The sequence below is a fragment of the Extensimonas perlucida genome, from assembly GCF_007655255.1.
Classification (GTDB): Bacteria; Pseudomonadota; Gammaproteobacteria; order Burkholderiales; family Burkholderiaceae_C; genus Extensimonas; species Extensimonas perlucida.
Map to the genome: position 1 here is coordinate 47,620 of NZ_VMYE01000015.1, position 25,424 is coordinate 73,043.

28 protein-coding genes and 1 pseudogene are annotated in these 25,424 nt (G+C 66.9%); 5 read left to right on the forward strand and 24 right to left on the reverse strand.

Features of this window, described 5'->3' with window-relative positions:
* Positions 1-7: 7 nt before the first annotated feature.
* The 8 genes from nifN to nifH all read right to left on the reverse strand — a co-directional run bounded on the left by nifN (position 8) and on the right by nifH (position 8,564).
* The gene (gene nifN / locus FK527_RS12385) at positions 8-1,459 is read right to left on the reverse strand and encodes a nitrogenase iron-molybdenum cofactor biosynthesis protein NifN (RefSeq protein ID WP_144734308.1); all 1,452 of its coding nucleotides are present in this window, start codon (positions 1,457-1,459) and stop codon (positions 8-10) included.
* A gap of 22 nt (positions 1,460-1,481) precedes the next feature.
* Positions 1,482-2,945, reverse strand: a complete 1,464-nt coding sequence (gene nifE, locus FK527_RS12390; RefSeq protein ID WP_144734311.1) for a nitrogenase iron-molybdenum cofactor biosynthesis protein NifE — start codon at positions 2,943-2,945, stop codon at positions 1,482-1,484.
* Positions 2,946-3,121: 176 nt separating this feature from the next.
* Positions 3,122-3,478, reverse strand: coding sequence for a hypothetical protein (locus FK527_RS12395; protein WP_144734314.1), 357 nt, complete (start codon positions 3,476-3,478; stop codon positions 3,122-3,124).
* 106 nt (positions 3,479-3,584) lie between these two features.
* Positions 3,585-4,070: a hypothetical protein gene (locus tag FK527_RS12400; protein WP_144734317.1), complete on the reverse strand. Its 486-nt coding sequence runs from the start codon at positions 4,068-4,070 to the stop codon at positions 3,585-3,587.
* A gap of 38 nt (positions 4,071-4,108) precedes the next feature.
* A complete protein-coding gene (locus FK527_RS12405; protein ID WP_144734320.1) occupies positions 4,109-4,426 on the reverse strand; it encodes a hypothetical protein in 318 nt (105 codons plus the stop codon).
* Positions 4,427-4,446: 20 nt separating this feature from the next.
* Entirely contained in the window at positions 4,447-6,006 is a 1,560-nt protein-coding gene (gene nifK, locus FK527_RS12410; protein WP_144734323.1) for a nitrogenase molybdenum-iron protein subunit beta, read from the reverse strand.
* Positions 6,007-6,128: 122 nt separating this feature from the next.
* A complete protein-coding gene (gene nifD, locus FK527_RS12415; protein WP_144734326.1) occupies positions 6,129-7,592 on the reverse strand; it encodes a nitrogenase molybdenum-iron protein alpha chain in 1,464 nt (487 codons plus the stop codon).
* Between the two features lie 87 nt (positions 7,593-7,679).
* Complete coding sequence (nifH, locus tag FK527_RS12420) at positions 7,680-8,564, reverse strand: nitrogenase iron protein (RefSeq protein WP_144734329.1); 885 nt, start codon at positions 8,562-8,564, stop codon at positions 7,680-7,682.
* A 499-nt stretch (positions 8,565-9,063) separates the two neighbouring features.
* Here nifH and FK527_RS12425 point away from each other — a divergent pair, with 499 nt between their 5' ends.
* The 4 genes from FK527_RS12425 to FK527_RS12440 all read left to right on the forward strand — a co-directional run bounded on the left by FK527_RS12425 (position 9,064) and on the right by FK527_RS12440 (position 10,851).
* Entirely contained in the window at positions 9,064-9,672 is a 609-nt protein-coding gene (locus tag FK527_RS12425) for a hypothetical protein (RefSeq protein WP_144734332.1), read from the forward strand.
* Between the two features lie 120 nt (positions 9,673-9,792).
* On the forward strand, positions 9,793-10,080 hold the full coding sequence (locus tag FK527_RS12430) for a rhodanese-like domain-containing protein (protein WP_144734335.1): 288 nt from the start codon (positions 9,793-9,795) through the stop codon (positions 10,078-10,080).
* A gap of 47 nt (positions 10,081-10,127) precedes the next feature.
* Entirely contained in the window at positions 10,128-10,613 is a 486-nt protein-coding gene (locus tag FK527_RS12435; protein WP_144734337.1) for a thioredoxin domain-containing protein, read from the forward strand.
* Positions 10,600-10,851, forward strand: a complete 252-nt coding sequence (locus tag FK527_RS12440) for an FmdB family zinc ribbon protein (RefSeq protein WP_144734339.1) — start codon at positions 10,600-10,602, stop codon at positions 10,849-10,851. The genes FK527_RS12435 and FK527_RS12440 overlap by 14 nt, the downstream gene beginning before the upstream one ends.
* Before the next feature lie 47 nt (positions 10,852-10,898).
* Here the strand turns inward: FK527_RS12440 and FK527_RS12445 are convergent, their stop codons facing one another.
* From FK527_RS12445 to FK527_RS12515, 15 genes are all read right to left on the reverse strand, one after another.
* Positions 10,899-11,387, reverse strand: a complete 489-nt coding sequence (locus FK527_RS12445) for a hypothetical protein (RefSeq protein WP_144734341.1) — start codon at positions 11,385-11,387, stop codon at positions 10,899-10,901.
* Positions 11,384-11,707: a (2Fe-2S) ferredoxin domain-containing protein gene (locus FK527_RS12450; protein WP_144734344.1), complete on the reverse strand. Its 324-nt coding sequence runs from the start codon at positions 11,705-11,707 to the stop codon at positions 11,384-11,386. Before FK527_RS12450 ends, FK527_RS12445 begins: the two co-directional genes overlap by 4 nt.
* 16 nt (positions 11,708-11,723) lie before the next feature.
* A complete protein-coding gene (locus FK527_RS12455) occupies positions 11,724-12,023 on the reverse strand; it encodes a ferredoxin family protein (protein ID WP_144734347.1) in 300 nt (99 codons plus the stop codon).
* The gene (locus FK527_RS12460; RefSeq protein ID WP_144734350.1) at positions 12,020-13,330 is read right to left on the reverse strand and encodes an FAD-dependent monooxygenase; all 1,311 of its coding nucleotides are present in this window, start codon (positions 13,328-13,330) and stop codon (positions 12,020-12,022) included. Before FK527_RS12460 ends, FK527_RS12455 begins: the two co-directional genes overlap by 4 nt.
* A gap of 27 nt (positions 13,331-13,357) precedes the next feature.
* Positions 13,358-14,467, reverse strand: a complete 1,110-nt coding sequence (locus FK527_RS12465; RefSeq protein ID WP_144734353.1) for an electron transfer flavoprotein subunit alpha/FixB family protein — start codon at positions 14,465-14,467, stop codon at positions 13,358-13,360.
* A complete protein-coding gene (locus FK527_RS12470; protein WP_144734355.1) occupies positions 14,464-15,312 on the reverse strand; it encodes an electron transfer flavoprotein subunit beta/FixA family protein in 849 nt (282 codons plus the stop codon). The genes FK527_RS12465 and FK527_RS12470 overlap by 4 nt, the downstream gene beginning before the upstream one ends.
* Before the next feature lie 23 nt (positions 15,313-15,335).
* Positions 15,336-15,674, reverse strand: a complete 339-nt coding sequence (gene nifW / locus FK527_RS12475) for a nitrogenase stabilizing/protective protein NifW (RefSeq protein WP_144734358.1) — start codon at positions 15,672-15,674, stop codon at positions 15,336-15,338.
* A gap of 5 nt (positions 15,675-15,679) precedes the next feature.
* Complete coding sequence (gene cysE / locus FK527_RS12480; RefSeq protein WP_144734396.1) at positions 15,680-16,474, reverse strand: serine O-acetyltransferase; 795 nt, start codon at positions 16,472-16,474, stop codon at positions 15,680-15,682.
* Positions 16,475-16,599: 125 nt separating this feature from the next.
* Positions 16,600-17,748, reverse strand: coding sequence for a homocitrate synthase (gene nifV, locus FK527_RS12485; RefSeq protein ID WP_144734361.1), 1,149 nt, complete (start codon positions 17,746-17,748; stop codon positions 16,600-16,602).
* A gap of 789 nt (positions 17,749-18,537) precedes the next feature.
* Positions 18,538-18,873, reverse strand: a complete 336-nt coding sequence (locus FK527_RS12490; RefSeq protein ID WP_144734364.1) for a 2Fe-2S iron-sulfur cluster-binding protein — start codon at positions 18,871-18,873, stop codon at positions 18,538-18,540.
* Positions 18,874-18,887: 14 nt separating this feature from the next.
* Entirely contained in the window at positions 18,888-20,774 is a 1,887-nt protein-coding gene (gene hscA / locus FK527_RS12495) for a Fe-S protein assembly chaperone HscA (protein WP_144734367.1), read from the reverse strand.
* A 26-nt stretch (positions 20,775-20,800) separates the two neighbouring features.
* Entirely contained in the window at positions 20,801-21,124 is a 324-nt protein-coding gene (gene iscA / locus FK527_RS12500; RefSeq protein ID WP_144734370.1) for an iron-sulfur cluster assembly protein IscA, read from the reverse strand.
* A 16-nt stretch (positions 21,125-21,140) separates the two neighbouring features.
* Positions 21,141-21,518 (reverse strand): iron-sulfur cluster insertion protein ErpA, encoded by a 378-nt coding sequence (erpA, locus tag FK527_RS12505; protein ID WP_144734373.1) that lies wholly within the window; start codon positions 21,516-21,518, stop codon positions 21,141-21,143.
* Between the two features lie 62 nt (positions 21,519-21,580).
* Positions 21,581-22,024 (reverse strand): Fe-S cluster assembly scaffold IscU, encoded by a 444-nt coding sequence (gene iscU / locus FK527_RS12510; protein WP_144734376.1) that lies wholly within the window; start codon positions 22,022-22,024, stop codon positions 21,581-21,583.
* 55 nt (positions 22,025-22,079) lie between these two features.
* Positions 22,080-23,318, reverse strand: a complete 1,239-nt coding sequence (locus tag FK527_RS12515; protein ID WP_144734379.1) for an IscS subfamily cysteine desulfurase — start codon at positions 23,316-23,318, stop codon at positions 22,080-22,082.
* A gap of 311 nt (positions 23,319-23,629) precedes the next feature.
* On the opposite strand from FK527_RS12515, the gene nifA reads away from it, so the two are divergent.
* Positions 23,630-25,321 (forward strand): nif-specific transcriptional activator NifA, encoded by a 1,692-nt coding sequence (nifA, locus tag FK527_RS12520; protein WP_144734382.1) that lies wholly within the window; start codon positions 23,630-23,632, stop codon positions 25,319-25,321.
* Here the strand turns inward: nifA and FK527_RS12525 are convergent.
* Positions 25,294-25,424: pseudogene (locus tag FK527_RS12525) on the reverse strand (IS481 family transposase); the annotation flags it as partial. The gene nifA and the pseudogene FK527_RS12525 sit on opposite strands and share 28 nt — an antisense overlap.

Here is a 25,424-nt window from a genome sequence, read left to right on the forward strand (position 1 = left end):
GTCGTCATCAGGCGCTGGCTTCGGTCAAGGCGCTTGCTTCCAGGCTGGCGCTGGCCGGCGTGTCGCTGCAGGAGGCACATCCTGCGCTGACGCCGGCGGTTGCGCAGCCCGTGGCCGTCTGCGCGGCGCGCTGCGCCGCGGGGCTCAGGGGCCAGTCGCCGGGCTGGTGGTGCGGAATCTGCTCGATCATGAGGTTGGCGATCTCGAAGATCAGCGCCATGCTGCCGCGGTAGCCCACTTGCACGCGGTGCGCATTGCCGATGCGGTCGAACACCGGAAAGCCGATGCGCAGCAGCGGCTTTTGCAGGCGCGCGGCGGCCTGGCGGCCATGGGCGTGCGTGAGCAGCAGATCGCAGTCGGCGGCACCGGCTTCGAAGTCTTCGAGGTCGCCCAGCAGCACCTGCTCGGCGGGCAGCAGCGCGTGCGCGGGCGAGGGGGTGGTGCTCACGCAGCAGCGCAGCTCGGCCCCCATGTCGTGCAGCAGGCCGCCCACGGCCAGCAGCAGGTCGGGCTCTGCGCCTATGGCTACCTTGATGCCGCCGGTGTAGAAGTGGCCATCGAGCATGGCGTCGAGCAGCTGGCTGCGCTGGCGCCGGTACTTGGCCGGCACCGGCTGGCCCGAGAGCTGCGCCAGGCGCAGCAGCAGGCGGTCATTGCCCTCCAGCCCCGTGAGGCGCGCGAAAATTTCGAACGGTGCGCCGGTGCGCGCCTGCAGTGCCTGGGCTGCCTCGCGCGTCTGCTCACCTACGCCCAGGGTCAGGGCCGAGGCACCGGCGGCGCGGATGTCTTCGAGCGTGCTGCCGCCCAGCGTGGTGCCGCGCCAGTCGGGTGCGATGTGGCCGTCGAGCGAGCCCGAGAGGTCCGGCAGCACGACGGGCGTGAGGCCGAAGGATTCGATGATCTCGCGCAGCTCGTCGATGTCCGCCGGCGACAGGTGGCTGCCCGGCAGCAGCGTGACCTGCTTGGCCCGGGGCGGCAGCGGCTGCACCAGCGCTTGCACGATGGCCGTGAGCGCGTGCTTGTAGCCGTCTTCGAAGCCGCCCACGTAGTCGGGCGTGGAGACGTAGATGATCTCGGTGTCGTCGAGCTCGGGCTTGCGCTTGCGCACGGTGGCGATGTAGCCGGCCACGTCGTCGCCTTTGGTTTCGGTCAGGCCGGTGGAGCAGATGGCGATGATCTTGGGCGCGGCGCGCTGGCGGATGTTGAGCAGCGCGGCCTCGATGTTGTCGTAGCCGCCCAGGATGGAGGTGACCTCGTTCATCGCCGTGGTCTGCAAGGGGATGGCTTCCTTGAAGTGGCGCACCAGCAGCACCAGGCCGAACGAGGTGCAGCCCTGCGAGCCGTGCATCACCGGCATGCAGGCGTCCAGCCCCATGAAGGCAAGGCAGGCCCCGAGCGGCTGGCTCATCTTGAGCGGGTTGACGGCGCAGGCTTTTTTCGATTCGACGACGCGGGCCATGGTGGGCTCCTGGGGTGGGCGATCAGGCAGGAATTGCTGCGGGCGACAGTGCATCGGCGCTAGGGGCAACAGCGGCGTTGAATGCGCCCAGCGTCTCGCCATCGTCGCCCCAGGGTGCCGCGATGCGCACCTGCTGCCACACGGGGTTGGCGAGCGCGCGGTCGATTTCATGCACGAGCTCGACCATGCCCTCGTAGCCTGCGTAGGGGTGGTGGCGCTCCTGGTTGATGTCCAGCCAGGGCATGCGCGCCTTCAGCGCCACGAACTGCGAGCGCCCGCCCGAGAGCATGATGTCGGCCTTGGCGTCCTTGAGCAGCTGGTACATCTGGCGCGGCGTCATGTCGTCGATCATGTGCGCGTCGTCGCCCATGATTTCTTTGATCCGCTCCTTGTCCTCGCGCGTGCTTTTCTTGATGCTGGTGCCGACGATCTCGAGGCCCGCCTCCTGCAAGGCGGCGACTACCGACCAGGACTTGACGCCGCCCGTGATGAGCAGCACGCGCTTGCCGGCCAGGCGCGGGCGGTATTGCTCTATGCGCTGGTAGGCGCGCGCCTCCTCGACTTCGATCAGGCGCTCGGTGCGCTCCAGCAGGTCGGCGGGCGCCCCCTGGCGCACCAGCAGCCGCGCGATCTGGCGCAAGGTATCGCTCATGTCGCCGATGCCGTAAAACGAGCCTTCGAAGTACGGAATGCCCCAGCGCTGCTCCATCTTCGTGGCGATGTTGATCATGGACTTGGAGCAGACCATCATGTTCACCTTGGCGCGGTGCGCGCTGGCCACCTCCTGGTAGCGCCCGTCGCCCGAAATGCACGAGAGCACGCGCACGCCGAGCGCGTCGAGCAGCGGCTTGACCTGCCACAGCTCGCCGACCAGGTTGTATTCGCCGATGATGTTGATGTCGCAGGGCGTGGTGAACGCGGGCTCGCGCGTGCCGATCACGTAGTCGAGCAGCGCCTCGCCGCCGAGTTTGTTGCCCAGGTTCTTGGGGCCGGCGAACCCCGGCGAGTTGACCGGGATCACGGGCTTGCCGAACTTTTCGCTGGCGCGCTGGCACACGGCCTCGAGGTCGTCGCCGATCAGGGCCGTCACGCAGGTCTGGTAGACGAAGACCGCGGGCGGATCGTATTTTTCGATGACTTCACGGATGGACTTGAACAGGCGCTTTTCGCCGCCGTAGATCACGTCGAGCTCGTTGATGTCGGTAGTAAAGGCGGTGCGGTAGAGCTGCGAGCCCGAGGAGGCGCTGTGTCGGTTGTCCCAGGAGTTGCCCTCGCAGGCGATGGGCCCGTGGACGAGGTGGGCCACGTCGGCCACAGGCTGCAGCGCGATCTTGGCGCCGTCGAAGGCGCAGCCACCGGCCGCGGCGCCGGGCGAGAGCTGCTTGGTGCAGCCCTTCTTGCGCTCCTTTTCGCTTTTACCCTGGTTTTTTTCGCAGCCGGGTTCATCGAAGACTTGCGCGATCTTGGCTTTGAGCGAGGCGGACATGGAAGGTACTCCTGAGACAGCTTGCACACCTCAACGCATTTTTGGTGCCAGGGCTCCGCCCCTTTCAAAAGGGTTTTTTACGCCGTTTTGTCGGGTTGCTGCGGCGCACTGGGCCGGCGTTCTGGCCGTTTTGAAGCAATTGCGACAAGCAGCCTGCGACACGCGACGAAGCAGGGTCAAAAGCCAGGCTCGAACCACACGGGTTCCTGCCGGCGCAGCTGGGCCATGAGTTCCAGCGTGGCGGGCACCAGAGCGCGCAGGCCGTACCAGACTTCTTCCTGGCGGGGCTGCGCGTGGTGTTCCAGCAGCTGCTGCAGGCGCGCCCAGCCATGCCAGTCCAGCTTGACCAGGCGCAGGCGCAGTGGCTCGGGCAGATGTTCGAGGGTCTGGGCCATTTCCAGCAGATGGGCTTCGACGCGCGCCAGCGTGTTGGCGCTCGCGAACAGCTCCTGCTCGCTTTCCATGGGCGCGAGCAGCGCACGAAGCGCCTGGCCGCGGCTTTGCAGAATTTCGAATTGGATACGGGGCAGCATGGCGGAGCCTCGGAGGATGCCGGGCCTTGCAGCCGGGCGGTTGCATAAAGCGCCGGCCCACTGCAGGTCGCATGCTGCACGGCGGGGCGGGATTAGGGATTAGGGATTAGTTGTCGTCCGCCAGCACTTCGAGCGCGACGAGCTGCTCGTACAGCGCCCGGCGCGCGTGCCAGTGGGCCGGCCCGGCAATGCGCGGGTCGGCACCTTCGAAGGCACTGACTGCCGCACGCTCGTCCCAGTAGATGCAGTGCAGCCCCGCGCGGGCGTTCAGGGCCGCGGCCAGGGCGGCGCGTGCGCTGACGGGCTCGGCACGCAAGACGCCGCGCCCGAGCAGATAGTCGGCACGGTACAGCGGTGTGTCAAAACCGTGTTCATCGCCCAAGGCACAGAGGGCGGGGTAGTGCGCGCGCGCCTGAGCGCTCGTGGCCTCGTGACCTAGGGCTTCGAGCAGGCCGCGGGGCGTGACTTCGTCGTAGATTTCCCAGGGCTGCAGAGGGTCGCTGGCGGCCACCTTGCGCGAGAAGTCCGCATCGTCGTAGGCAAACCAGGCTTTGGGCAGCCCTTGCGCGGGCACTTCCAGCACGTAAATCATGGCCAGACTCCCCCGTTTTTGTTCTTAGCCGCGCCGTCTCATTCGACGCCTTCGGCCGCCGTCTTGGCCCACACGGCCTTGCGGATGCGCTGGGTGATGCCGGCGGGGCTGGCATCGAAGCTGCGCTGCGCCGCGCTCAATGCCCCTTGCGCGATGGCGGCCTGCTCCAGCGTGAGGGGCAAGCGGCCTGCGACATGGGTGGCGCCGGGCACGGCGCGCGCGATCGCCTGCCGGTTCGGGTGCTCGTCGAGCGGCACCAGGCTGCTCGCTTCGCGCACCCCCGCCAGGCAGACCCAGCCATCGATGACTTCCACTGTGCGACCGTCTTGCGTGGTCTTGATGTAAGTGGTTTCCATGGTCGGGCCTGCCAGGGTGCTCAGCGGATGATGTCGTAGCTGTAGTCGGTCTTGCCCGGGATGATGGTGTTGGCATCCAGAGCTTCGAAGAACTCGTCGAGCAAGGTCACGAGCAGGCGCAGGCCGCCGGCGTAGCCCCAGGTGGGGAAGCGGTGGTAGTGGTGGCGGTCGAAGATAGGGAACACCAGGCGGATCAGCGGCGTGCCGGTGTCGCGCTCCAGGTACTTGCCGTAGGTGTTGCCGATCAGGAAGTCCACGGGCTCCGTGAACAGCAGCGAGCGCATGTGCCAGAGGTCACGCGTCGGGTACACCTTGCAGCCCGCGCCATACGGCGAAGATTCGAACAGTGCGCGCACCTTGCCCGCCCAGGTTTCGTTGCCGTTGGTGGCCAGCACGTGCGCCGGCTCGGCGCCCAGCTCCAGCAGGAACTCGGTATAGCCCAGCAGCTGGTCGGGGTCACCGTACAGCGCGTAGCGCTTGCCGTGCAGGTGGGCCTGGCTGTCGGCCATGGCGTCGATCAGCTGGCCGCGTTCCTTTTCCAGTTCCGCAGGGATGGGCTTGCCTGTCAGGCGCGAAATGGCCATCAGGAAGCGGTCGGTGCCGGCCACGCCCACGGGGGCGTTGAGCACCACGACTTCCTGGCCGTGCTCGGCGATGAACTTGGCGGTTTTCTCGCAGCAGTATTCCTGGAACACGATCGTCGCCTTGGCGTGCAGCGCGGCCTCGACTTCTTCCTTGGTGGTGCCGCCGTCGTACATGCGGAATTCACCGTCGGTGGGCGTGTCCCAGTTGCCGGAGGGGTCGCAAATGATGTTCACCTTGGCGCCGAAGAGTTCGAAGATGCGGCGGATTTCCTTCATGTTGCCGACCACGAAGCCGTCGAAGCCGCCGATGAAGTTGATGCTGTCGTCGGGCACGCGCACCAGCGGTGCGGCCGTTTTCGACTTGCCGTCCCAGAAGTGCTTGAGCACACCCAAGAGCGCGTTGTCGTAGCCCGTGATGTGGCTGCCGACGAAGGCCGGCGTGTGCGCGAACGGCACGTCGAATTCGTCAGGCACCGAGCCTTTTTGCTTGGCGTTCTTGATGAAGGCGTCAAGATCGTCGCCGATCACCTCGGCCATGCAGGTGGTGGAGACGGCGATCATCTCCGGCTTGTAGAGGTTGTAGGCGTTGGCCAGGCCGTCGATCATGTTGTTGAGACCGCCGAACACGGCCGCGTCTTCGGTCATCGAGGAGCTGACGCACGAAGTCGGCTCCTTGAAGTGGCGCGAGAAGTGCGAGCGGTAGTAAGCCACGCAGCCCTGGCTGCCGTGCACGAAGCTCAGCGTCTTGGCAAAGCCGTTGGCCACATAGACGGCGCCCAGCGGCTGGCAGGCCTTGGCGGGGTTCACCGTGAGGGCCTCGCGGGCGAAATTCTTCTGCTTGTAGTCTTCGGTCTTGGTCCATTCGACGATTTGCTTGATGCTCTCGTCGGAATGGTTGAACTCGAAGTTCTCTTTCTTGCTGCGAAAGAGGTCCTGGTATTCGGGCTCACGGAACAGCAGTTCGTGGTCCAGGATTTTGTCGGCGGATTGCGGCATGGTGGGACTCCAAAAAGTAAACGGGGCGTGGGGCCGGTGCGCTGCCGGGCCTGAACGCAGCAGGGAGGGCGGGTGCGGTGCCAGACTCCCTGCGCGCTGTTCAGGCGGCGTTACAGCGGCGTTCAGGCGGCTTTCTTCCAGGGGGCCTTGGTCAGGCCCCAGATCGGGCTGGAGATCGCCATGTCCATGTCACGGGCGAAGATGGCAAAGCCGTCGTAGCCGTGGTAGGGGCCAGAGTAGTCCCAGCTGTGCATCTGGCGGAAGGGCACGCCCATTTTCTGGAACACGTACTTTTCTTTGATGCCAGAGCCGACCAGGTCGGGCTGGATCTGCTCGACGAACTTCTCGAACTCGTAGCCGGTCACGTCGTCGTAGATCAGCGTGCCGTCTTTCACGTAGTGCGTGGTGCGCTGGTAGTCGTCGTTGTGGCCGAACTCGTAGCCCGTGCCGACCACCTCCATGCCCAGGTCTTCATAGGCGCCGATCACGTGGCGCGGGCGCAGGCCGCCGACGAACAGCATCACCTTCTTGCCCTGCAGGCGCGGCTTGTATTTGGCGATCACCGCATCCATCAGCGGGCGGTACTTGGCGATGACCTTTTCGGCGTTGGCCTTGATGGTGTCGTCGAAGTGGCTGGCGATCTCGCGCAGGCTCTTTTCGATCATGGTCGGGCCGAAGAAGTTGTATTCGACCCACGGAATGCCGTACTTTTCTTCCATGTGCCGGCTGATGTAGTTCATCGAGCGGTAGCAGTGCAGTACGTTGAGCTTGGCCTTGGGCGTGTTTTCGAGCTCGGCGATCGTGCCGTCGCCCGACCACTGGGCGATCACGCGCAGGCCCATCTCTTCGAGCAGGATGCGGCTGGACCAGGCGTCGCCGCCGATGTTGTAGTCGCCGATGATGGCCACGTCGTAGGGCGTGCTGACGAACTCGGGGCGCTTGTTCGGATCGGCCTTGTCGAACACCCAGTCACGGATGGCGTCGTTGGCAATGTGGTGGCCCAGCGACTGGCTCACGCCGCGAAAACCCTCGCAGCGCACCGGCACGATGGTCTTGCCTTCGTATTCCTTGCTCTTTTTCTTGGACACGGCTTCGATGTCGTCGCCGATCAGGCCGATTGGGCATTCGCTCTGGATCGAGATGCCCTTGTTCAGCGGGAACAGGTCCTGGATCTCGTCGATGATCTTGTCGAGCTTCTTGTCGCCGCCGAAGACGATGTCCTTCTCCTGGAAGTCGGAGGTGAACTGCATGGTCACGAAGGTGTCCACGCCCGTCGTGCCGATGTAGTAGTTGCGGCGTGCGGCCCACGAATACTGCCCGCAGCCCACGGGGCCGTGGCTGATGTGGATCATGTCCTTGATCGGGCCCCACACGACCCCCTTGGAGCCCGCATACGCGCAGCCGCGGATGGTCATCACGCCGGGCAGGGACTTGATGTTGGACTTCACGCCGCAGTCGGGCTTGCCGTCTTCGAACGTGCCCAGGTGTTTGGCGCGCCGCTTGGCCATTTTTTCGGGATAGGCCTTCAGCACTTCTTCGATCAAGGCCTTGTTGGCGGCCTTGCGCTCTTCAACGGTGGCGGTCATGGGGGACTCCAGTCACAGTGGGGGTTGTGGTCGGGCGGCCGCCCGGATCGCGCTCTTGCGCAGCGACGATCCGGGCTGCGCGCTTCTTCAGGCGACGGCCAGCTCGGCAGCGGTCTTGCCGACTTGCGACTCGTCGATGGTCTTCATGATCCCGTGCTCCATCAGCAGGTCTTCGAGCTGGTCCATGGTGATGGGGGTGGGGATGGTGCCGTTGCCGGCATTGGCATGAACCTTTTGTGCCAGGGTGCGGTACTCGCCGGCCTGTTTACTTTCGGGCGCGTACTCGAGCACGGTCATGCGGCGCAGTTCGGCGTGCTGCACGATGTTGTCGCGCGGCACGAAGTGGATCAGCCTGCTGCCCAGCATGCCGGCCAGCGACTCGGCCAGCTCCAGCTCCTTGTCGGTCTGGCGCTCGTTGCACACCAGGCCGCCCAGGCGCACGCCGCCGGAATTGGCGTACTTCAGAATGCCCTTGGAGATGTTGTTGGCCGCGTACATGGCCATCATCTCGCCCGACATCACGATGTAGATCTCCTGCGCCTTGTTCTCGCGGATGGGCATGGCAAAGCCGCCGCACACCACGTCACCGAGCACGTCGTAGGAGACATAGTCCACGCCGTCGTAAGCGCCGTTTTCTTCGAGGAAGTTGATCGAGGTGATCACACCGCGGCCAGCGCAGCCCACGCCCGGCTCGGGGCCACCGGACTCCACGCAGCGGATGTCGCGGTAGCCGATCTTCATCACGTCCTCGAGCTCCAGGTCCTCCACCGAGCCGGCTTCGGCTGCCAGCGACAGGATGGTGTCCTGCGCCTTGGCGTGCAGGATCAGGCGCGTCGAGTCGGCCTTGGGGTCGCAGCCGACGATGAGGATTTTCTGGCCCATCTCCGCGAGGGCGGCCAGGGTGTTTTGCGAAGTGGTGGACTTGCCGATGCCACCTTTGCCGTAGAAGGCGATTTGTCGAAGTGAAGCCATGTCAGTACTCCGTTGAGGAAAGGGTGAAAAAGCCAAAGGTTCCAAAGCCGCGAGGAGGTCAGCCTTTCGTGCCTGCTGCTCTTCTTCTGTAGGTTCACGTTTGGCGGAACTTGTGTTCGCGCAGCCTTGCTCTGCAGCTTCCGTGCCAAGCCCTTCGTGCCGCCAGCGCGCAGTGGCGCAAAAGGGCTTTTCTCCTAGGAAAAACGCCGCGTGAGGGGCATTTGCACCAGGGCGCGGGGGTGGGTTTGCGGGCGGCCAGAGCTTTGTCCGCTTCCCGACAAAACTGCGAATCGCGTCGCAAAAAACGGGGGGAGGGCGGTCTGTGCCCGGCGTTGTGTCGCATTTGCACGCGGCGGCATGCAGGGCACCAAGGCAGGCGCGCCTGGTACGGCGATTGCTGGTAAGAGGTGCATGCAATCTTTGCGGCGCGGCGGGCAGTGCATGGCAGTGCCCGCGCCCGGCTTGCATGCCCCTCACACACCCCACCCAAGGAACACCCATGACTGCCACGCTTGCCCGCCCGGAACTCGACGACACCGCATTCGCCCGGCTCGAAGCCGAGGGGCGCCTGCTCAACCCCGTGCTCAAGGGGCCGACCAACAAGTTCGGCCGCGTCGGCTTTCGCGGCGAGCTGGCGCTGCGCTTTGCGCCCAAGCTGGCCGACGAGGCGCGCCCGCCCGAATTGGCGTGCACCCAGGTGCTGGCCATCGCCAACGTGGGCGAAAAGCACCTGCCGTTTTTTGCCGGCTACCTGCTGAGCTTCGAGCACCTCAAGGACGTGGCCGAAGTGCTGGGCGAAGCGCTCAGCGCCGGGGGCAAGTATTTCTTGTATTGCAACAACATCGACCTGTCGAAAAAGTACCAGGTGCCCTATAAGGGCGCCATGTTTTACGTGCTGCCCATAGACGAGGCCACGGTCTATAACGAGCTGCTCGAGCTTTTCTACATCGACAAAGGCGATCTCAAGAAAAAAGACACCGCGGGCAAGCTCGACGCCATTGCCGACGCCGCGCTCAAGTTCGACGTCACCTTCGACACCATCACCTACAGCGAAGGGCTGGAGTTGATGGGGCCGGTGCGCAACCCGAACGAGAACCGCCCGGTCTGAGAGGCTCCGGTTGCCTTCGACGACGCTTGCACGGCACACCCCATGTCTGGCCAACGCACGTTTCGCCGCCTCACCGCGCCCGAGCTCGGGGCCTGGCTGTAGGCGCGCCCCGGCGCCCTCGTGCTCGACGCGCGCGACGCGGCCAGCCATGCCCGCGACGCCTGGCCGGGCGCGGTGCTGCTCGCGCGGCACAACCAGGACGCGCTGCTGCTGCAGACCGAGCGCCGCCGCCCCATCCTGATTTACTGCTACCACGGGATCGCGAGCCAGGAGTGGGCGCAGATGTTTGCCGACTTCGGCTTCACCGAGGTCTGGGACCTGATCGGCGGTCATGCTGCCTTGGCCGCGACCCGGCTGGAGCCCGCATCACCGCTGCGCACCCCGTGGATACCGACGGCCCCCGATTGACACCACCGCCCTGCGCGCCAATGCCGCGCCACCCTCGCGAGGCTCCCATGGCCCACATCGTCTTTTATGAAAAGCCCGGCTGCGGCGGCAACGCGCGCCAAAAAGCCTTGCTGCGCGCCGCCGGCCACAGCCTGGAGCCGCGCGACCTGCTGCGCTGGCCGTGGACGGCCGAGTCGCTGCTGGGCTTTCTGGCACCGCTGCCCGTGGCGCAATGGTTCAACCGCGCCGCGCCGCGCATCAAGTCGGGCGAAGTGCAGCCCGAGGCGCTCGACGGCGCTGCCGCCCTGGCCCTGCTGCTGGACGACCCTTTGCTCATCCGCCGCCCCTTGATGGAGGTGCGCAATGCGCATGGGGCGCAGCGCATGGTGGGCTTCGACGCGGCGCGCGTGCATGTCTGGGTGGGGCTGGGGGAGGCCGCGCCCGGAGCTTCAGACAGCCCCCTCGAAGGTTGCGCCGCGGCCGCGGGCCATCATTGCGCACCCCATGAAAAGACCGTGAACAGGTTCGCAGGAGATCAACATGCCCCTCTATGACTACCGCTGCCAGGCCTGCGGCCACAGCTTCGAAGCCCTGGTGCGCTCCGGCAGCACACCCGTGTGTCCGAATTGCGGCAGCAGCGCGCTGGAAAAATGCGTGTCCGCAATCGCCCCGGCGGGCAAGATAGAAGCCATACGCATGTCCAACCGCCGCGCCGCCGCAGCGCAAGGGCTGTTCGACCACTACAGCCCGTCCGATAGGGCCAGGCTGCTGCAGGGCAAGAAAGGCATTTGAGGGCGCGCGACCGAAGGCATCGTGAAGCGCCAGCGCCTTCGCGGGTGCTACGGCGCGCCTTCGGACTGGCGCAAAAGTGCCCGCACCACGCCGGCGCCGATCTGGTCGGCGGGGTCCAGGCGGTCGAGCTGCGCCACCAGCGCCTGCGCCATTTCGCGTTCGCCGCGGCGCAGGTGGATGAAGGCCAGGGCCTTGAGGGTGAAGAGCCAAAAGCGCGCTGCACCGGGCGCGGCGAAGTCGGCGGCGCCTGGTGTGACGCTGCGCCAGTCGGCGGGCAGCCCGGCGGCCTGGGCGGCGGCTTCGAGCCCGCGGCGCGCGGCCTGCTGCGCCTGGTCGAGTTCGCCCAGGCCGGCGTGCAGTTTGTAGAGCAGGTAATGAATGGGCAGGCTCTGCGGCGAGCTCAGCGACGCGGCCCAGAGCATGGCCGCGGCGTGCTCGCGCGGCACCTTGCGCGCCTGTTCGACCCAATGCGCCACGGCGGGCGCAACCGCACCGCCAAACAGCTCCGTCGATTCGACGCCGGTGAGAATGTTCACCAGACGGCCCCGGACGCGATGAGCCGCGCGACGGGCACGCCGCCCTCGAGGTGGCTCGTGAAGATTTCGGCGACGTCGGCTTCGGTCACACCGCGGTAGAGCACGGACTCGGGATAGACCAGCACGTTCACGCCCTGGTCGCAGGGTCCGAGGCAGCCGGAATACGTGACCGCGCATTTTTCGTAGGCCTGGCGCTTTTGCTGCTCGGCCCAGAAGGCCTGCAGCACGGCCATGCTGCCCTTGCTTGCGCAGGAGCCGCGCGGGTGCTGCGGCGGGCGGTTTTGCGTGCAGACGAAGACGTGGTATTCGGGTCTGGACATGCGGTGCTCCCTATGTTCAGCCGAACTTGAACAGGATGCCGTGCCCGCCGCGCGGGTACTCCCATTCGACGTTCAGGTGTTCGCTGCAGATGATGCGGCAGCTGCCGCATTCGAGGCAGCCGTCGGTGATCAGCGTGACGTTGCCGTTGCCCTCGCTCTTGTAGCAGGAGGCCGGGCAGATGAAGGTGCAGCTCTTGGCTTCGCAGACGTTGGTGCAGACGTCGGCGTCCTTGATCTTGATGTGCGGCCGCCCTGCATCGACGCGGTAGCGGTTCTGGAAGAGCTTTTCTTCCACATTGACGGTGAGCGTGTTCATCGTATGGCCTTCCAGAGTTTGTACGCATCGCCCATGAGTCCGGTGAGCTTGCGGGTTTTGCGGAAATGCGCGAAGACTTCGCGCTCCTTGCTCTTCTTGTCCACGCCATCGACCGTGATCATGGTGCGTGCCGCCTGTGCGACCAGGTCGGGATAGGTGGTGAAGAACTGCGGGCTCTTGTGCATCACGGAGGGCAGGTCGCGGTATTTGCGCAAGTCCTTCATGACGAAGCTGTCGTCGAGCGCGGCCTTGTAGGGCTTGAGCGCATCGGCGCGAAAGCCCTTGCCAGCGGCCTTGGCGGCGATCACCGTCTCGGCCGCGAGCCGCCCCGTGGTCATGGCCAGGTTGGAGCCTTCGCGGTGCGCTGCGTTGACGAAGCCGCCCGAGTCGCCCGCGATCAGCCAGCCGTTGCCGTACACCTGCGGGATGGCGTTGAAGCCGCCTTCGGGGATCAGGTGGGCGCAGTATTCCTTCATTTCGCCGCCCTCGATCAGCGGCGCGATGGCCGGGTGGCGCTTCATGTTCTCGAGCAGCACGTAGGGGCTGGTGCGGTTGGGGTTGCTCTTGAAGTCGGACAGCATGCAGCCCACGCCTATGGTCAGCGACTCCTTGTTGGTGTAGAGAAAACCCGTGCCCATCATGCCGTCGGTGATGCGCCCCATCATCTCGATCACCACGCCCGACTCTTCGCCGACATTGAAGCGCTGGCGTATGGTGTCCTCGGGCAGAAACAGGATTTCCTTCACGGCCAGGGCCACGTTTTGCGCCTTGATCTCGCCGTGAAAGCCGGCCTTGCGCGCCAGGGTGGAGTTGACGCCGTCGGCCAGCACCACCACGTCGGCATAGACGTCGCCCTGCTCGCGGTCGCACTGCACGCCCACCACCTGGTCGCCGTCCATGATCAGGTGGTTGACCGTGGTTTCGCAGATCAGCAGGGCGCCGGCTTCGCGCACCTTGGCGCTGAACCATTTGTCGAACTGGGCGCGGATGATGGTGTAGCGGTTGTAGGGCGGCTTGTCGTAATCGGCGCTGCGCACGTGCGTGCCGACGAAGGAGCTGTCGTCGAGCATCCACATGCGCTGCTCGATGATGTGGCGCTCCAGCGGCGCGTCTTCGCGAAAGTCGGGGATGATTTCTTCGAGCGCCTTGGCGTACAGGATGGCGCCCTGCACGTTCTTGCTGCCCGGGTATTCCCCGCGCTCGATCTGCAGCACCTTGAGGCCGGCCTTGGCCATGGTGTAGGCGCAGGCGTTGCCCGAGGGGCCGGCGCCGACGACGATGGCGTCGAATTGGGAGGGTTTTTTCATCGTGCGCTCCTTGCGTGGGTCAGTGGTTCAGGCCACTTGTTTGCTGCGCAGCGCCAGATGCGCGGCGAAGGCTTGCGTCAGGGCGGGCACCACCTGCATCGCGTTGCCGACGATGCCGTAGTGTGCGAAGTCGAAGATGGGCGCGTTCGGGTCGGTGTTGATGGCCACGATCACGTCGCTCGACTCCATGCCCACGCGGTGCTGGATCGCGCCGCTGATGCCGGCGGCGATGTAGAGCTTGGGCCGCACCGTCTTGCCGGTCTGGCCCACCTGCCGGTCGGCCTCGACCCAGCCGGCCTGCACGACCGGGCGCGTCGCCCCGACCTCGCCGCCGAGCACACGCGCGAGCTCGAACAGCAGCTTGAAGTTTTCGGGGTTCTTCATGCCCTTGCCGCCGCTGACGATCACCTCGGCGTAGGGCAGGTTGATTTTGTTGCTGCTCGCGTCGGGGATGAAGTCCAGCAGCTTGGTGACGATCTGCGCCTCGGCCATGCCCAGCGTTTCCTGCACGACTTCGCCGGTGCGGTCTGCTTCGGCGCGCGGCATGGCCAGCACGCGCGGGCGCACGGTGGCCATTTGCGGCCGGTAGGCCAGGGTCATGATGGTGCACAGCAGCGAGCCGCCAAAGGTCGGCCGCGTGGCCGCCAGGGCCTTGGAGACGGGGTCTATGTTCAGCTCGGTGCAGTCGGCCGTGAGCCCGGTCAGCAGCGTGGTCGCCACCGAGCCCGCGAGGTCGCGCCCCATGGAGGTCGCGCCCAGCAGCAGGATTTCGGGCTGGTATTTGTTGACCAGGTCGGTCAGGCCCTTGGTGAAGGGCTCGTTGCGGTAGCCCTTGAGCACGGGGTCGTGCACGATGTAGGCCTTGTCGGCACCGAAAGTGAAGGCTTCGGCGGCGTATTGTTCGAGCGGCTCGTCGGTGCCGCCGAGCACGACCACGCCGACCTGGCTGCCCAGGAGGTCGGCGAGCTTGCGCGCTTCGCCCAGCAGCTCCCACGAGACGCTGTGCACATGGCCGCGCTCGTGTTCGACGAACACCCATACGCCCTTGTAGGCCTTGAGGTGTTCGGGCAGCTCCAGGTTGCGGCCGCGTCCGGCGGGGCGTTTTGCCGGCGTGGCAGGGGTGGTGGGGGCGTTCATGCTTGCTCCTTCATCAGCAGGTCGTTTTCCAGCGTCGGGTGGCGCGTGAAGATCTTTTGCAACAGGTTGAGCGACACGTCGCGCAGGTTCGAGGTCTCGACCTCGAGCATCTCGGCCTTTTCGCTGCGCGGCGTCGGGCCGAAGACCTTGCTGACCACGGTGGGCGAGCCCTTGAGGCCGATCTTGTCGAGGTCTTCGATGCCGGCTTCTTCCTTGCTCCACTTGCGCACAGCAAAGGCCGCCGCATGCACCATGGCCGGCAGGCTGGCAAAGCGCAGTTCGTTGGTGTTTTCCAGCATGGTGATCAGGCAGGGCAGCGCCGTCTGCAGCACCTGCACGCCGCCTTCGGCGCGGCGCTCCACGGTGATGCGGCGCTGGTCCAGGTCGGTCTCGACGATGCGCGAGACGTAGGTCAGCAGCTGCAGGCCCAGGCGCTTGGCAATGCCCGGCCCCACCTGCGCGGTGTCGCCGTCAATGGTCTGCTTGCCCGTGAACACGATGTCCACCGCCTGTTCCCGGCCGATCTGGCGGATGCCCGCGGCGAGCGCGTAGGAGGTCGCGAGCGTGTCGGCGCCCGCGAAGGCGCGGTCGGTCACGAGCACGGCATCGTCGGCGCCGAAGCTGATGCACTTGCGCAGCGCCTCCTCGGCCTGCGGCGGGCCCATGCACAGCACGGTGACCTTGCCGCCGAAGCGGTCCTTGAGGCGCAGCGCCTCTTCGAGCGAAAACAGGTCGTACGGGTTGACGATGGCCGGCACGCCCTGGCGCATGATGGTGTTGGTCACCGGGTGGACGCGGATCTGCGCCGAGTCCGGCACTTGTTTGATGCAGACGACGATGTGCATGGGAGCTCCTTTCGTTGCGGCGCTCAGGCCGCGGCGCGCGGGGGCAGGGAGGTGCGCAGGCTGTCGAGCGAGACGTGCTGCCGTCCGCCTGCGTCCTGGAACACCTTGAAGACCTTTTCCTGCGCCGGGGTCGAGCGCACGAAATCGGCGTAGGCCCGGGTCAGCTGCTCGCGGTAGGCCGTGAACAGCGCGAGCTCGTCCATGCTGGCGGGCAGGTTCTGCTGGCGGAGGTATTGGAAAAACCGCTTGAGGATGTGCAGGCGGCTGACGTTGACCACGCTTTGCTCGAAGGGCACGCCGAAGAACTGCAGAAAATCCTCGGCAGAAGACAGGGCCTTGACTTGTTGGATGAAGTTTTCCATGGGGCTTACTCCATAGCGGACAGGGAAAGTGGTTTTTGCGCGAAGGCAGGCTCGGCGCATTCGTCGTCGCAATGGCCGCAGGCGCTGTCGGTCGGGGCCCTGCCCGGAACCTGGCCCTGGGTCTGTGCCAGCTGGCGCTCGAGCAGGGCCACGCGGTCCAGCAGGCAGGCGATGGCCTTGCCCACCGGGTCCGGGATCAGGTGGTGGTCGAGGTCGAAGCCATGCGTGGTGCGCCGCCGGGGCGAGACCACGCGCCCCGGTATGCCCACCACGGTGGCGCCGGCCGGCACGGGCGCTATGACCACCGAATTGGCCGCCACGCGCGCGCCGTCGCCGATCTGGATGGGCCCGAGAATCTTCGCTCCCGCGCCCACCACGACTTGGTTGCCCAGGGTCGGGTGGCGTTTGCCGGTGTTCCAGGTCGTGCCGCCCAACGTGACGCCGTGGTAGAGCGTCACGTCGTCGCCGACTTCTGCCGTCTCGCCGATCACCACGCCCGCGCCGTGGTCTATGAAAAAGCGTGCGCCTATGCGCGCGCCGGGGTGGATGTCCACCTGCGTGAGCCAGCGCGCCGCAAACGAGAGCCAGCGCGGCAGATAGCGCCAGCCACGCCGCCACAGCGCATGCGCGATGCGGTACAGCGCGACGGCCTGCACGCCGGGGTAGATGGTCCAGACCTCGAGCAGACTGCGCGCCGCCGGATCGCGCGCGAGCACGCAGCGTACGTCCTCGCGCAGCAGCGCCCACCACGAGGGCCGGCGTGCCGCGCACGCGGCACTGCTGGCGGCGGCGCCGGCCATGCCGGTCGGGTCGGCAGCCGAGGTGCCGGCGCTCGCAGCGGCGCCGCGGGCTGCGGCATCGCGCGCGGCACCGGCTGCGGGCCCGTGCGCAGGGGCGGCTTCGTGCCGACGCGGCGATGCGGGTTTCATGCCTGGCCCCTTGGCGCCACGGCGGCAGGCGCTTCGTTCAGGAAGGCGCGCAGGTCTTCGGGCGCGAGCGCCTGCTTGGCGCACAGTGCGTGGCTGCGGATGCGCGCCAGCACACGCCGCGTCAGGGCCTCGTCGTCCGGCGCCACGCCCAGCGCGCGCAGCGCGTGGCGCACGGCCTGCGTGCCCGAATGTTTGCCGAGCACGGTGCGTCGCTGGCGCCCGAGCTCTGCGGGGTCGAAGCCTTCGTAGGTCGTCGGGTGCTTGAGCAGGCCATCGACATGGATGCCCGACTCGTGCGTGAACACGGCTTCGCCGACGATGCTTTTGTTGAACGCCACCTGCCGGCCCGATGCCGCGGCAACCAGGCGCGAGATGGGCAGCAGCGCCTTGGGGTCCACGCCCGTGTCGGCGTGGTGCAGGTGGAGTACGCCCATCACCACTTCCTCGAGCGCAGCGTTGCCGGCGCGCTCGCCCAGGCCGTTGACGGTGGTGTTGGCGTGCGTGGCGCCAGCGCGCAGGGCCGCGAGCGTGTTGGCCGTGGCCAGGCCCAGGTCGTCGTGGGCGTGGATTTCGATCTCCAGATCGACGGCGGCGCGCAGCCGCGCGATGGCCTCGTAGGTGGCAAACGGGTCGAGCACGCCCAGCGTGTCAGCAAAGCGCACCCGGCTTGCGCCGCAGGCCTGCGCTCTTTGCGCGACCGCGATCAGGAAGTCCAGGTCGGCGCGCGAGGCGTCTTCGGCGCCCAGCGAGACCTTGCGGCCGCTCGCGGCGGCCTGCGAGACCACGCGCGTGACCTGTGCGAGCACCCAGGCGTGCGGCTGCTGCAGCTTGTGTTGCAACTGGATGTCCGACACCGGCACCGAGAGGTGGATGGTGTCGGCCTGGCAGCGCAGCGCACTGGCCAGATCGCCCTCGGTCAGGCGCCCCCAGACCATCAGGGCGACGGGCAGGCGCAGGCTGGCGATGGCGTTGATGCCGGCGATTTCCTCCTCGCCCATGGCCGGGATGCCGACCTCCATCTCGCGCACGCCGGCTGCGGCCAGCGCTTGCGCGATCGCGCATTTTTCCTGCAGCGTGAAGGCGACCCCGGCGGTCTGTTCGCCGTCGCGCAGCGTGGTGTCGTTGATGGTGGGTGGGCGGGGCATGGCAGGCATCCTTTTGCCTCTGTCATCGCAAACTGCATGCCATGCCGGTTTGCGCCCGCGCTTGTGGGTTTTGTGCGTTCGCCGGGCTTGCAAGCGCGCCTGCACGCCCTGCGGCGCGCCGGCGCGTGTCGCGAATGTGCTGTTTCGGACAGGCCGCCGCAGGAATGGTCGGGTGGCCGGCTGAACCGGGGTGCGCGGGTGTCCCACGCGCAGGGGGTTGGTACCAAAACAAGAGCTGCTTACGCTGATGGGGCGGGCGTTAGAGAGCGATTTGGCTATGATTTTCTGGCGCCCGAAAAGGGCTGGATTGCTCCATGCACCGCAAGCCCACGGGCGCAGGGGCCGAGTCTGGGCCCGTGCCGGGGCGCGGCGTGAAGACGGTTCAACCCAGATTGCTCTGCTCATGAGGACGCGGGATGATGGCGGGCGGCTGCTGAGGTGCCCGTCATTGCGAGCCCGACAGGGGCGCGGCAATCCAGTGCTGCCATTGCAAGGAGCGCAGGCGCTGGATTGCGGGCCGCATGGATTGCCGCGGGCCTTGCGGCCCTCGCAATGACGGGGTCTGGTCACAAGCGCACACCGCGAAGCGTCGCTTAATGAACAATCTGGGCCGAAGCGAGGCACGAGGACGGTTCGCGCAAGCGGGGCGGAGTGGCGCAACATTTGCACGTTTTTGCCACTTCTAGCAGGTGTATCAAGCGCAAGCAGCTATGGTTTTTGGTGTTTTGTGGCGCGCTCTTGCAACGCCGTTGCGGGACTGGCCTGCAGTCCAGCGTGGGCCGCAGCGGCTCAACGCTCGCGCGCGTGGTTGCGTGTGTGGCGCGGGAATTCGATCAGCAGGTCGGTGTCGCGCAGCTTGACGCAGCAGGCCAGGCGCGACTGCGCGTCCAGGCCCCAGGCGTGGTCGAGCTGGTCGTTTTCTTCGTCGTCGGGGGCGGCCAGGGACTCGCCGCCGGCGCGCACATACACGTGGCAGGTGGCGCAGGCGGCCACCATTTCGCAGGCATGCTCTATGGCCACGCCCGCGTCCAGCAGGCTCTGGCACAGCGAGGCGCCGCGCCGGGCCTCGAACGCCCGCCCCTCGGGGCAGAGTTCGGGGTGCGGGAGCAGGTGGACGGTGGGCATAGGGTGCACCGACGTCAAACCAGGCTGTCCATGCTGCGCCCAGCGAGCGCCTGGTGGATGGAGGCGTTCATGCGGCGCGCGGCAAATTCCTCGGTCGCCGCGGACAGGGTGGCAGCGGCTTCGCGCAGGGCGGGCGTGAGTGCGTCGGTTTCGAGCATGTCGGCGAGCATGAACATGGCCTTGCGCACGGTGTTCTGCTCGGCTGGCGACAGCAGCGCGCCGTCGGCTGCCAGCGCGGCCTGCGTGGCGTCGAGCAGGCGGCGTGCGTCCACCTGCGCCTCGCGCAGCGCGCGCAGGTGCATGTCGGTCGAGGACGCGGCGATGGCGTCCTGCAGCATGGTGGTGATGTCGGCGTCGCTCAGGCCATACGAGGGTTTGACTTCCACATGGGCCTCGACGCCGCTATGGGGCTCGCGCGCCGTGACCGAGAGCAGGCCGTCGGCGTCGATCTGAAAGCTCACGCGGATATGCACCGCGCCCGCGGCGGCCGGCGGAATGCCGCGCAGCTCAAAGCGCGCGAGCGAGCGGCAGTCGGCCACGGTTTCGCGCTCGCCCTGCACCACGTGCAGCGCCATGGCGGTCTGGCCGTCCTTGAAGGTGGTGAAGTCCTGGGCGCGCGCAATCGGCAGGGTGGAGTTGCGCGGGATGATTTTCTCGACCAGCCCGCCCATGGTTTCTATGCCCAGCGACAGCGGACACACGTCGAGCAACAGCCATTCGCCGTCGCTGCTGTTGCCCGCGAGCATGTTGGCCTGCAAGGCGGCACCGATCGCGACCACCTGGTCGGGGTCGATGTCGGCGAGCGGCGCGCGGCCGAAAAAGTCGCGCACGGCCTGGCGTGCGATGGGCATGCGCGTGGCCCCGCCCACGAGTACCACGCCGTCGATCTCGGCGGCCGAGAGCTGCGCATCGCGCAGGGCGCGGCGCGTGGCCTGCAGGGTGCGGGCGATCAGCGCCGCGCCGAGTTCGGCAAACTGCGCGCGCGACAAAATCGCCTGCAGCGCTGCGCCCGTGCCCTCCATCCCCGCCACCCCCGGCAAGGACAGCGCCGCGGATTCGTGTTCCGACAAGGCCTCCTTGGCGCTGCGCGCCGCCGTGAGCAGGCTGCGCTGCAAGGCTGCGGGCAGCGCTTCGAGGGCCAGGCCGTGCCGGGCGCAGAACCAGCGCGCGATGGCGTGGTCGAAGTCGTCGCCGCCCAGGGCCGAGTCGCCCCCGGTGGCCAGCACTTCGAACACGCCCTTGCTCAGGCGCAGGATGGAGATGTCGAAGGTGCCGCCACCCAGGTCGTAAATGGCAAAAGTGCCTTCGGCCTGCTTGTCCAGCCCGTAGGCGATGGCCGCGGCGGTGGGCTCGTTGAGCAGGCGCAGCACCGTCAGGCCGGCAAGCCGCGCGGCGTCCTTGGTGGCCTGGCGCTGCGCATCGTCGAAATACGCGGGCACGGTGATGACCACGCCGCTCAGGGGGCCGCCGAGCGCGGCTTCGGCGCGCGCACGCAGCGCCGCCAGAATGTCCGCCGAAACCTGCACGGGCGAGCGCTCGCCGGCCACGGTGGCGATGCCGACCATGCCGGGTGCGTCCGTCAGCTGGTAGGGCAGGGCGGCGGCCTCTTTGAGGTCCGCAAGCCGCCGCCCCATGAAGCGCTTGACCGAGGCGATGGTGTTGCGCGCGTCTTCGGCCTGCATTTGCTGCGCGGCGCGCCCGACCACGGTGCTGCCGTCGGGCAGATAGCGCACCACCGAGGGCAGCAGCAGGGCGCCTTGCGCGTCGGGCAGCGCGCGCGCCACGGCGCTTTGCACGGTGGCGATCAGCGAGTTGGTGGTGCCCAGGTCTATGCCTGCGGCCAGCCGGTGCTGGTGCGGCAGCGCGCTCTGGCCGGGTTCCGCGATTTGCAGCAATGCCATGGCAAAAGCCCTGTGTTCGTGCGGGTTCAGACCGCGAAGCTCTCGCCGCAGCCGCACTGGGCCTTGGCGTTCGGGTTGTGGAATTTGAAGCCTTCGTTGAGCCCTTCGCGCACGAAGTCGAGTTCGGTGCCCGCGAGCATGGGCAGGCTTTTGGCATCGACGATGAGCGTGGTGCCGTGACTTTCGAAGCACTGGTCGTCGGCATTGAGCGCATCGACGAATTCGAGCGCGTAGGCAAAGCCCGAGCAGCCGCTGGTCTTCACGGCCAGCCGCAGACCAAGGCCGCGGCCGCGCTTGGCCAGCGATCGGGCGACATGCTGGGCTGCCGCAGGGGTCAGGGAAAGAGACATGGCGTGCTCCCGTCGCTTACACAGAAAAGGAACTGCCGCAGCCGCAGGTGGATTGCGCGTTGGGGTTGTGGATCACGAAGCGCGAGCCTTCGAGGCCGTCTTCGAAGTCCACGCGCGCGCCCAGCAGGTACTGCTGGCTCATGGCGTCGATCACCAGGGCCACGCCTGCGGTGACGGTGATCGCGTCGTCCTCGGCCACCTGGTCGTCGAAGGCGAAGCCGTAGGAAAAGCCCGAGCAGCCGCCGCCCGTGACGTACAGGCGCAGCTTGAGCGCGGGGTTGCCCTCTTCGACGATCAGCTCCGCCACCTTGGCGGCCGCTTGCGGGGTGAATTCCACCAGCGAGGGCATGGCGCTGGCGGTGTTGGAGCTTGCAGGGGTGGACAGGGCTTGCATTTCGGACTCCTGGATGCGGATAGGGCGGGTATGGGGGTGGAGGTGCGCCGGGCGTGGTGGGCTCAGCGGCTGCTCGAAGCGCAGGTGGGCTGCTCGGAAATCAGCGTTTCGCCTTGCGCCGTGCCGCTGGCCTGGCGCGCGCGAAAGTCGGCCACGGCGGCCTTGATGGCGTCTTCGGCCAGGATGGAGCAGTGGATCTTTACCGGGGGCAGCGCCAGCTCCTCGGCGATGTCCGAGTTCTTGATCGCCAGCGCCTCGTCCAGCGTGCGCCCGCGCACCCATTCGGTGACCAGCGAACTCGACGCAATGGCCGAGCCGCAGCCATAGGTCTTGAAGCGGGCGTCTTCGATGACGCCCTGCGCATTGACGCGGATTTGCAGGCGCATCACGTCGCCGCAGGCGGGCGCACCGACCATGCCGGTGCCCACATTGGTGTCGCTGGGGTCGAAGGCGCCCACGTTGCGGGGGTTTTCATAGTGGTCTATGACCTGCTCGCTGTATGCCATGGAAGTGCTCCGTGCGTCAGAAGGTGGGTGAAAACGGGGTGGATGGCGCAGCGCGTCAATGCGCGGCCCACTGGATGGTGTCGAGGTCCACGCCCGCCTGCACCATGTCCCACAGGGGGCTCATGGCGCGCAGGCGCTGCACGACCTCGGTCACGCGCGCGACCGTGAAGTCGATTTCTTCGGCGCTGGTGAAGCGGCCGAGGGAAAAGCGCACCGAGCTGTGCGCCAGCTCGTCGCTGCGGCCCATGGCGCGCAGCACGTAGCTGGGCTCCAGGCTCGCCGAGGTGCAGGCGGAGCCCGAGGACACGGCCACGTCCTTGATGCCCATGAGCAGCGATTCGCCCTCGACGTAGTTGAAGCTCACGTTCAGATAGTGCGCTGCGCGTTGCTGCACGTCGCCATTGAGAACCACGGCATCGAGCGACTGCAGGCCGGCCCAGAGGCGCTCGCGCAGCGCGAGGATGCGGGCGTTGTCCGCCGCCATGTTCTCGCGGGCGAGCCAGAAGGCTTCGCCCATGCCCACGATCTGGTGCGTGGCCAGGGTGCCCGAACGCATGCCGCGCTCGTGCCCGCCGCCGTGCATCTGCGCCTCGATGCGCACGCGCGGTTTGCGCCGCACGTACAGCGCGCCAATGCCCTTTGGGCCGTAGATTTTGTGTGCCGACAGCGACATCAGGTCGATCGGCAGCTGTTCCAGGTCTATGGCCACCTTGCCCGCGGCCTGCGCCGCATCGACATGGAACAGCACCCCCTTGGCGCGGCACATGCTGCCCAGCGTGGCCACGTCCTGCAGCACGCCAGTTTCGTTGTTGACGAACATCACCGAGGCCAGCACCGTGTCGGGCCGCAGCGCCGCGGCAAAGCGCTCGGGATCGAGCAGGCCATTGGCCTGCACCGGCAGCACCGTGACCTCGTAGCCCGCGCGTTCGAGCTCGCGCATGCTGTCCAGCACGGCCTTGTGCTCGGTGGCCACGGTGACCAGGTGCCGGCCCTTGGCGCTGTGAAAGTGCGCCGCGCCCTTGATGGCCAGGTTGTTGGACTCCGTGGCCCCCGAGGTCCAGACGATCTCGCGCGGGTCGGCGTTGATGAGGGCGCACACCTGCTCGCGCGCCAGCTCGACCGCCTCTTCCGCGGCCCAGCCATAGACGTGCGAGCGGCTCGCGGGGTTGCCGTAGATCTCGGTCAGGTACGGCCACATCTTGCTGGCCACGCGCCGGTCCACTGGGGTGGTGGCGGCGTAATCCAGGTACACCGGCGAGGCAGCGTGGGGGCTGGAAGGACTGCTGACAGGCATGGCGGGCTCCTCGAAAAAATGCGTGCTTGCCCAGCAAAACGCAATTTCGGTGCCAAGCCTTTTGCGCCGATTTGCGGGCTTGGGCGCGCGTGCAATGTCGGGTTTGTCAGTCCGCCGCCGTGCGCGGATTCGGCCCTGTTTCGTTTGTCGCGGCTGCAAGTGCAAAAACGGACACTGGCCTGCAGTGGTGGCGTGCTTTTTGCTTGGTATTGCATGTTGATGCGCTGCAATACTTTGTGTGCGAGTGCCCTTGAGCAAGCAGGAGGCGCACGGCGTGCAAGGGTCAGCGCTTGATGAAACAGAGGCCGTCCATGGTGAACCACCAAGTATCAGAAGTCCGGCGTGAACTCCATGCCGTCTATGAGGTCGGCAAGACGCTGGCAACGTCGCTCGACATCGGCAAAACCTTCCGCGAAGCCCTGAACTACCTGGTCCATGCCATGGACTGGCGCCGGGCCTTCGTGGTGCTGGCCGATGCCGACCAGGAGCTGCGCGGTTTGTGCGCCGTCGGGCTCTCGCCCGAGGAGCAGCAGCGCCTGCATTTCCACAGCGGCGAAGGCATCGTGGGCCGGGTGTATGCCACGGGCGTGCCCGCCTCGGTGGCGGATGTGCGCGCCGAGCCGCTGTTTCTGAACCGCACCGGCGCGGCCGGCCTGTCGCCGGATGCCGGCGTGTCCATGCTGGCCACGCCCATACGGGCCGACCGCCGCACCGTCGGTGTGCTGGCCATCGATTACCTCAACCCGCACCAGCGCAACGCCTTCGACGAGCAGCTGCAATTGCTGCGCATGGTGGCCACGCTGATGGGGCAGGCGGTGCTGCTGCAGCGCAGCGTCAGCGCCGGGCTGGACAGCATGCAGGACGAGGTGCGGCGCATGCACAAGGCGCTGCACAAGCCGGTGCGCCAGCTCGACCAGGTGGTGGGCGTCTCGGCGTGCATGCAGGAGGTGTTCGACCAGGTGCACCAGGTGGCGCCGGCGCGCACCACGGTGCTGCTGCGCGGCGAAAGCGGCACCGGCAAGGAGGTGATCGCACGCGCGATCCACAACCTTTCGCCGCGCAAGCGCGAGCCTTTCGTGTGCGTCAACTGCGCAGCGCTCACCGAAAGCCTGCTCGAGAGCGAGCTGTTCGGGCACGAAAAAGGCTCCTTCACGGGCGCGCAGGGCCAGCGCAAGGGCCGCTTCGAGATGGCGCACGGCGGCACCCTGTTCCTTGACGAGATCGGCGACATTTCGGCCGCGTTCCAGGCCAAGCTGCTGCGCGTGCTGCAGGAGCGCGAATTCGAGCGCGTGGGCGGCACCTCGCCCGTGAAGGTGGACGTGCGCCTGATATTGGCCACCAACCGCAACCTCGAGCGCATGGTGCAGGCGGGCGAATTCCGCGCCGACCTGTACTACCGCATCAACGTCGTGAGCATCCACCTGCCGCCGCTGCGCGAGCGGCGCGAGGACATCCCGGCCATGGCGCGGCATTTTCTCGAGCGCTTCAACCGCGAAAACGGGCGCACGGCCAGCTTTTCGCCCGCGGCCATGCGGGTGCTGAGCAACTGCTACTGGCCGGGCAATGTGCGCGAGCTGGAAAACTGCGTCGAGCGCACGGCCACGATGGCGCACAGCGACCTCATCACCGACCTGGCCTTTCCCTGCCAGGAAAACCGCTGCCTGACCCAGGTGCTGCACCACATCGAGCGTGAAGACGCCGTGCGCCCGGGCCGGCTCGCGCAGATTCCCATCACCGAGGTGCCCATGGCGGCGCCGGCGCAGCCTGCCCAGCCTGCTGCTGCCGCACCCGCCTTGCCGGGCGGTGACGCCGAGGCGCCCGCAGGTGCGCCCGCGAGCGTCGCGGCGCCCGCGGATAACAGGCTCGACGGCAAGCCCGAGGGCGAGCGCGAGCGCCTGATTTGGGCCATGGAGCGCAGCGGCTGGGTGCAGGCCAAGGCGGCGCGCCTGCTCAAAATCTCGCCGCGCCAGATGGGCTATGTGTCCAGTCCCGGACGATCATAAGGCCGCCGATGGAACAAATGAGGGTATGAATCGTACCACCCACTCATAGCCTGCATAGGCGTCTTGCTCTGCAGGGCTGATTGGGGCAAGTGGTGGTTGTAGA

Bases quoted from the DNA above. Each gene is read 5' to 3' on its own strand.
- nifN (WP_144734308.1), bottom strand. From the start codon at position 1,459: ATGGCCCGCGTCGTCGAATCGAAAAAAGCCTGCGCCGTCAACCCGCTC.
- nifE (WP_144734311.1), bottom strand. From the start codon at position 2,945: ATGTCCGCCTCGCTCAAAGCCAAGATCGCGCAAGTCTTCGATGAACCC.
- FK527_RS12395 (WP_144734314.1), bottom strand. From the start codon at position 3,478: ATGCTGCCCCGTATCCAATTCGAAATTCTGCAAAGCCGCGGCCAGGCG.
- FK527_RS12400 (WP_144734317.1), bottom strand. From the start codon at position 4,070: ATGATTTACGTGCTGGAAGTGCCCGCGCAAGGGCTGCCCAAAGCCTGG.
- FK527_RS12405 (WP_144734320.1), bottom strand. From the start codon at position 4,426: ATGGAAACCACTTACATCAAGACCACGCAAGACGGTCGCACAGTGGAA.
- nifK (WP_144734323.1), bottom strand. From the start codon at position 6,006: ATGCCGCAATCCGCCGACAAAATCCTGGACCACGAACTGCTGTTCCGT.
- nifD (WP_144734326.1), bottom strand. From the start codon at position 7,592: ATGACCGCCACCGTTGAAGAGCGCAAGGCCGCCAACAAGGCCTTGATC.
- nifH (WP_144734329.1), bottom strand. From the start codon at position 8,564: ATGGCTTCACTTCGACAAATCGCCTTCTACGGCAAAGGTGGCATCGGC.
- FK527_RS12425 (WP_144734332.1), top strand. From the start codon at position 9,064: ATGACTGCCACGCTTGCCCGCCCGGAACTCGACGACACCGCATTCGCC.
- FK527_RS12435 (WP_144734337.1), top strand. From the start codon at position 10,128: ATGGCCCACATCGTCTTTTATGAAAAGCCCGGCTGCGGCGGCAACGCG.
- FK527_RS12440 (WP_144734339.1), top strand. From the start codon at position 10,600: ATGCCCCTCTATGACTACCGCTGCCAGGCCTGCGGCCACAGCTTCGAA.
- FK527_RS12450 (WP_144734344.1), bottom strand. From the start codon at position 11,707: ATGTCCAGACCCGAATACCACGTCTTCGTCTGCACGCAAAACCGCCCG.
- FK527_RS12455 (WP_144734347.1), bottom strand. From the start codon at position 12,023: ATGAACACGCTCACCGTCAATGTGGAAGAAAAGCTCTTCCAGAACCGC.
- FK527_RS12460 (WP_144734350.1), bottom strand. From the start codon at position 13,330: ATGAAAAAACCCTCCCAATTCGACGCCATCGTCGTCGGCGCCGGCCCC.
- FK527_RS12465 (WP_144734353.1), bottom strand. From the start codon at position 14,467: ATGAACGCCCCCACCACCCCTGCCACGCCGGCAAAACGCCCCGCCGGA.
- FK527_RS12470 (WP_144734355.1), bottom strand. From the start codon at position 15,312: ATGCACATCGTCGTCTGCATCAAACAAGTGCCGGACTCGGCGCAGATC.
- nifW (WP_144734358.1), bottom strand. From the start codon at position 15,674: ATGGAAAACTTCATCCAACAAGTCAAGGCCCTGTCTTCTGCCGAGGAT.
- cysE (WP_144734396.1), bottom strand. From the start codon at position 16,474: ATGGCCGGCGCCGCCGCCAGCAGTGCCGCGTGCGCGGCACGCCGGCCC.
- nifV (WP_144734361.1), bottom strand. From the start codon at position 17,748: ATGCCCCGCCCACCCACCATCAACGACACCACGCTGCGCGACGGCGAA.
- FK527_RS12490 (WP_144734364.1), bottom strand. From the start codon at position 18,873: ATGCCCACCGTCCACCTGCTCCCGCACCCCGAACTCTGCCCCGAGGGG.
- hscA (WP_144734367.1), bottom strand. From the start codon at position 20,774: ATGGCATTGCTGCAAATCGCGGAACCCGGCCAGAGCGCGCTGCCGCAC.
- iscA (WP_144734370.1), bottom strand. From the start codon at position 21,124: ATGTCTCTTTCCCTGACCCCTGCGGCAGCCCAGCATGTCGCCCGATCG.
- erpA (WP_144734373.1), bottom strand. From the start codon at position 21,518: ATGCAAGCCCTGTCCACCCCTGCAAGCTCCAACACCGCCAGCGCCATG.
- iscU (WP_144734376.1), bottom strand. From the start codon at position 22,024: ATGGCATACAGCGAGCAGGTCATAGACCACTATGAAAACCCCCGCAAC.
- FK527_RS12515 (WP_144734379.1), bottom strand. From the start codon at position 23,318: ATGCCTGTCAGCAGTCCTTCCAGCCCCCACGCTGCCTCGCCGGTGTAC.
- nifA (WP_144734382.1), top strand. From the start codon at position 23,630: ATGGTGAACCACCAAGTATCAGAAGTCCGGCGTGAACTCCATGCCGTC.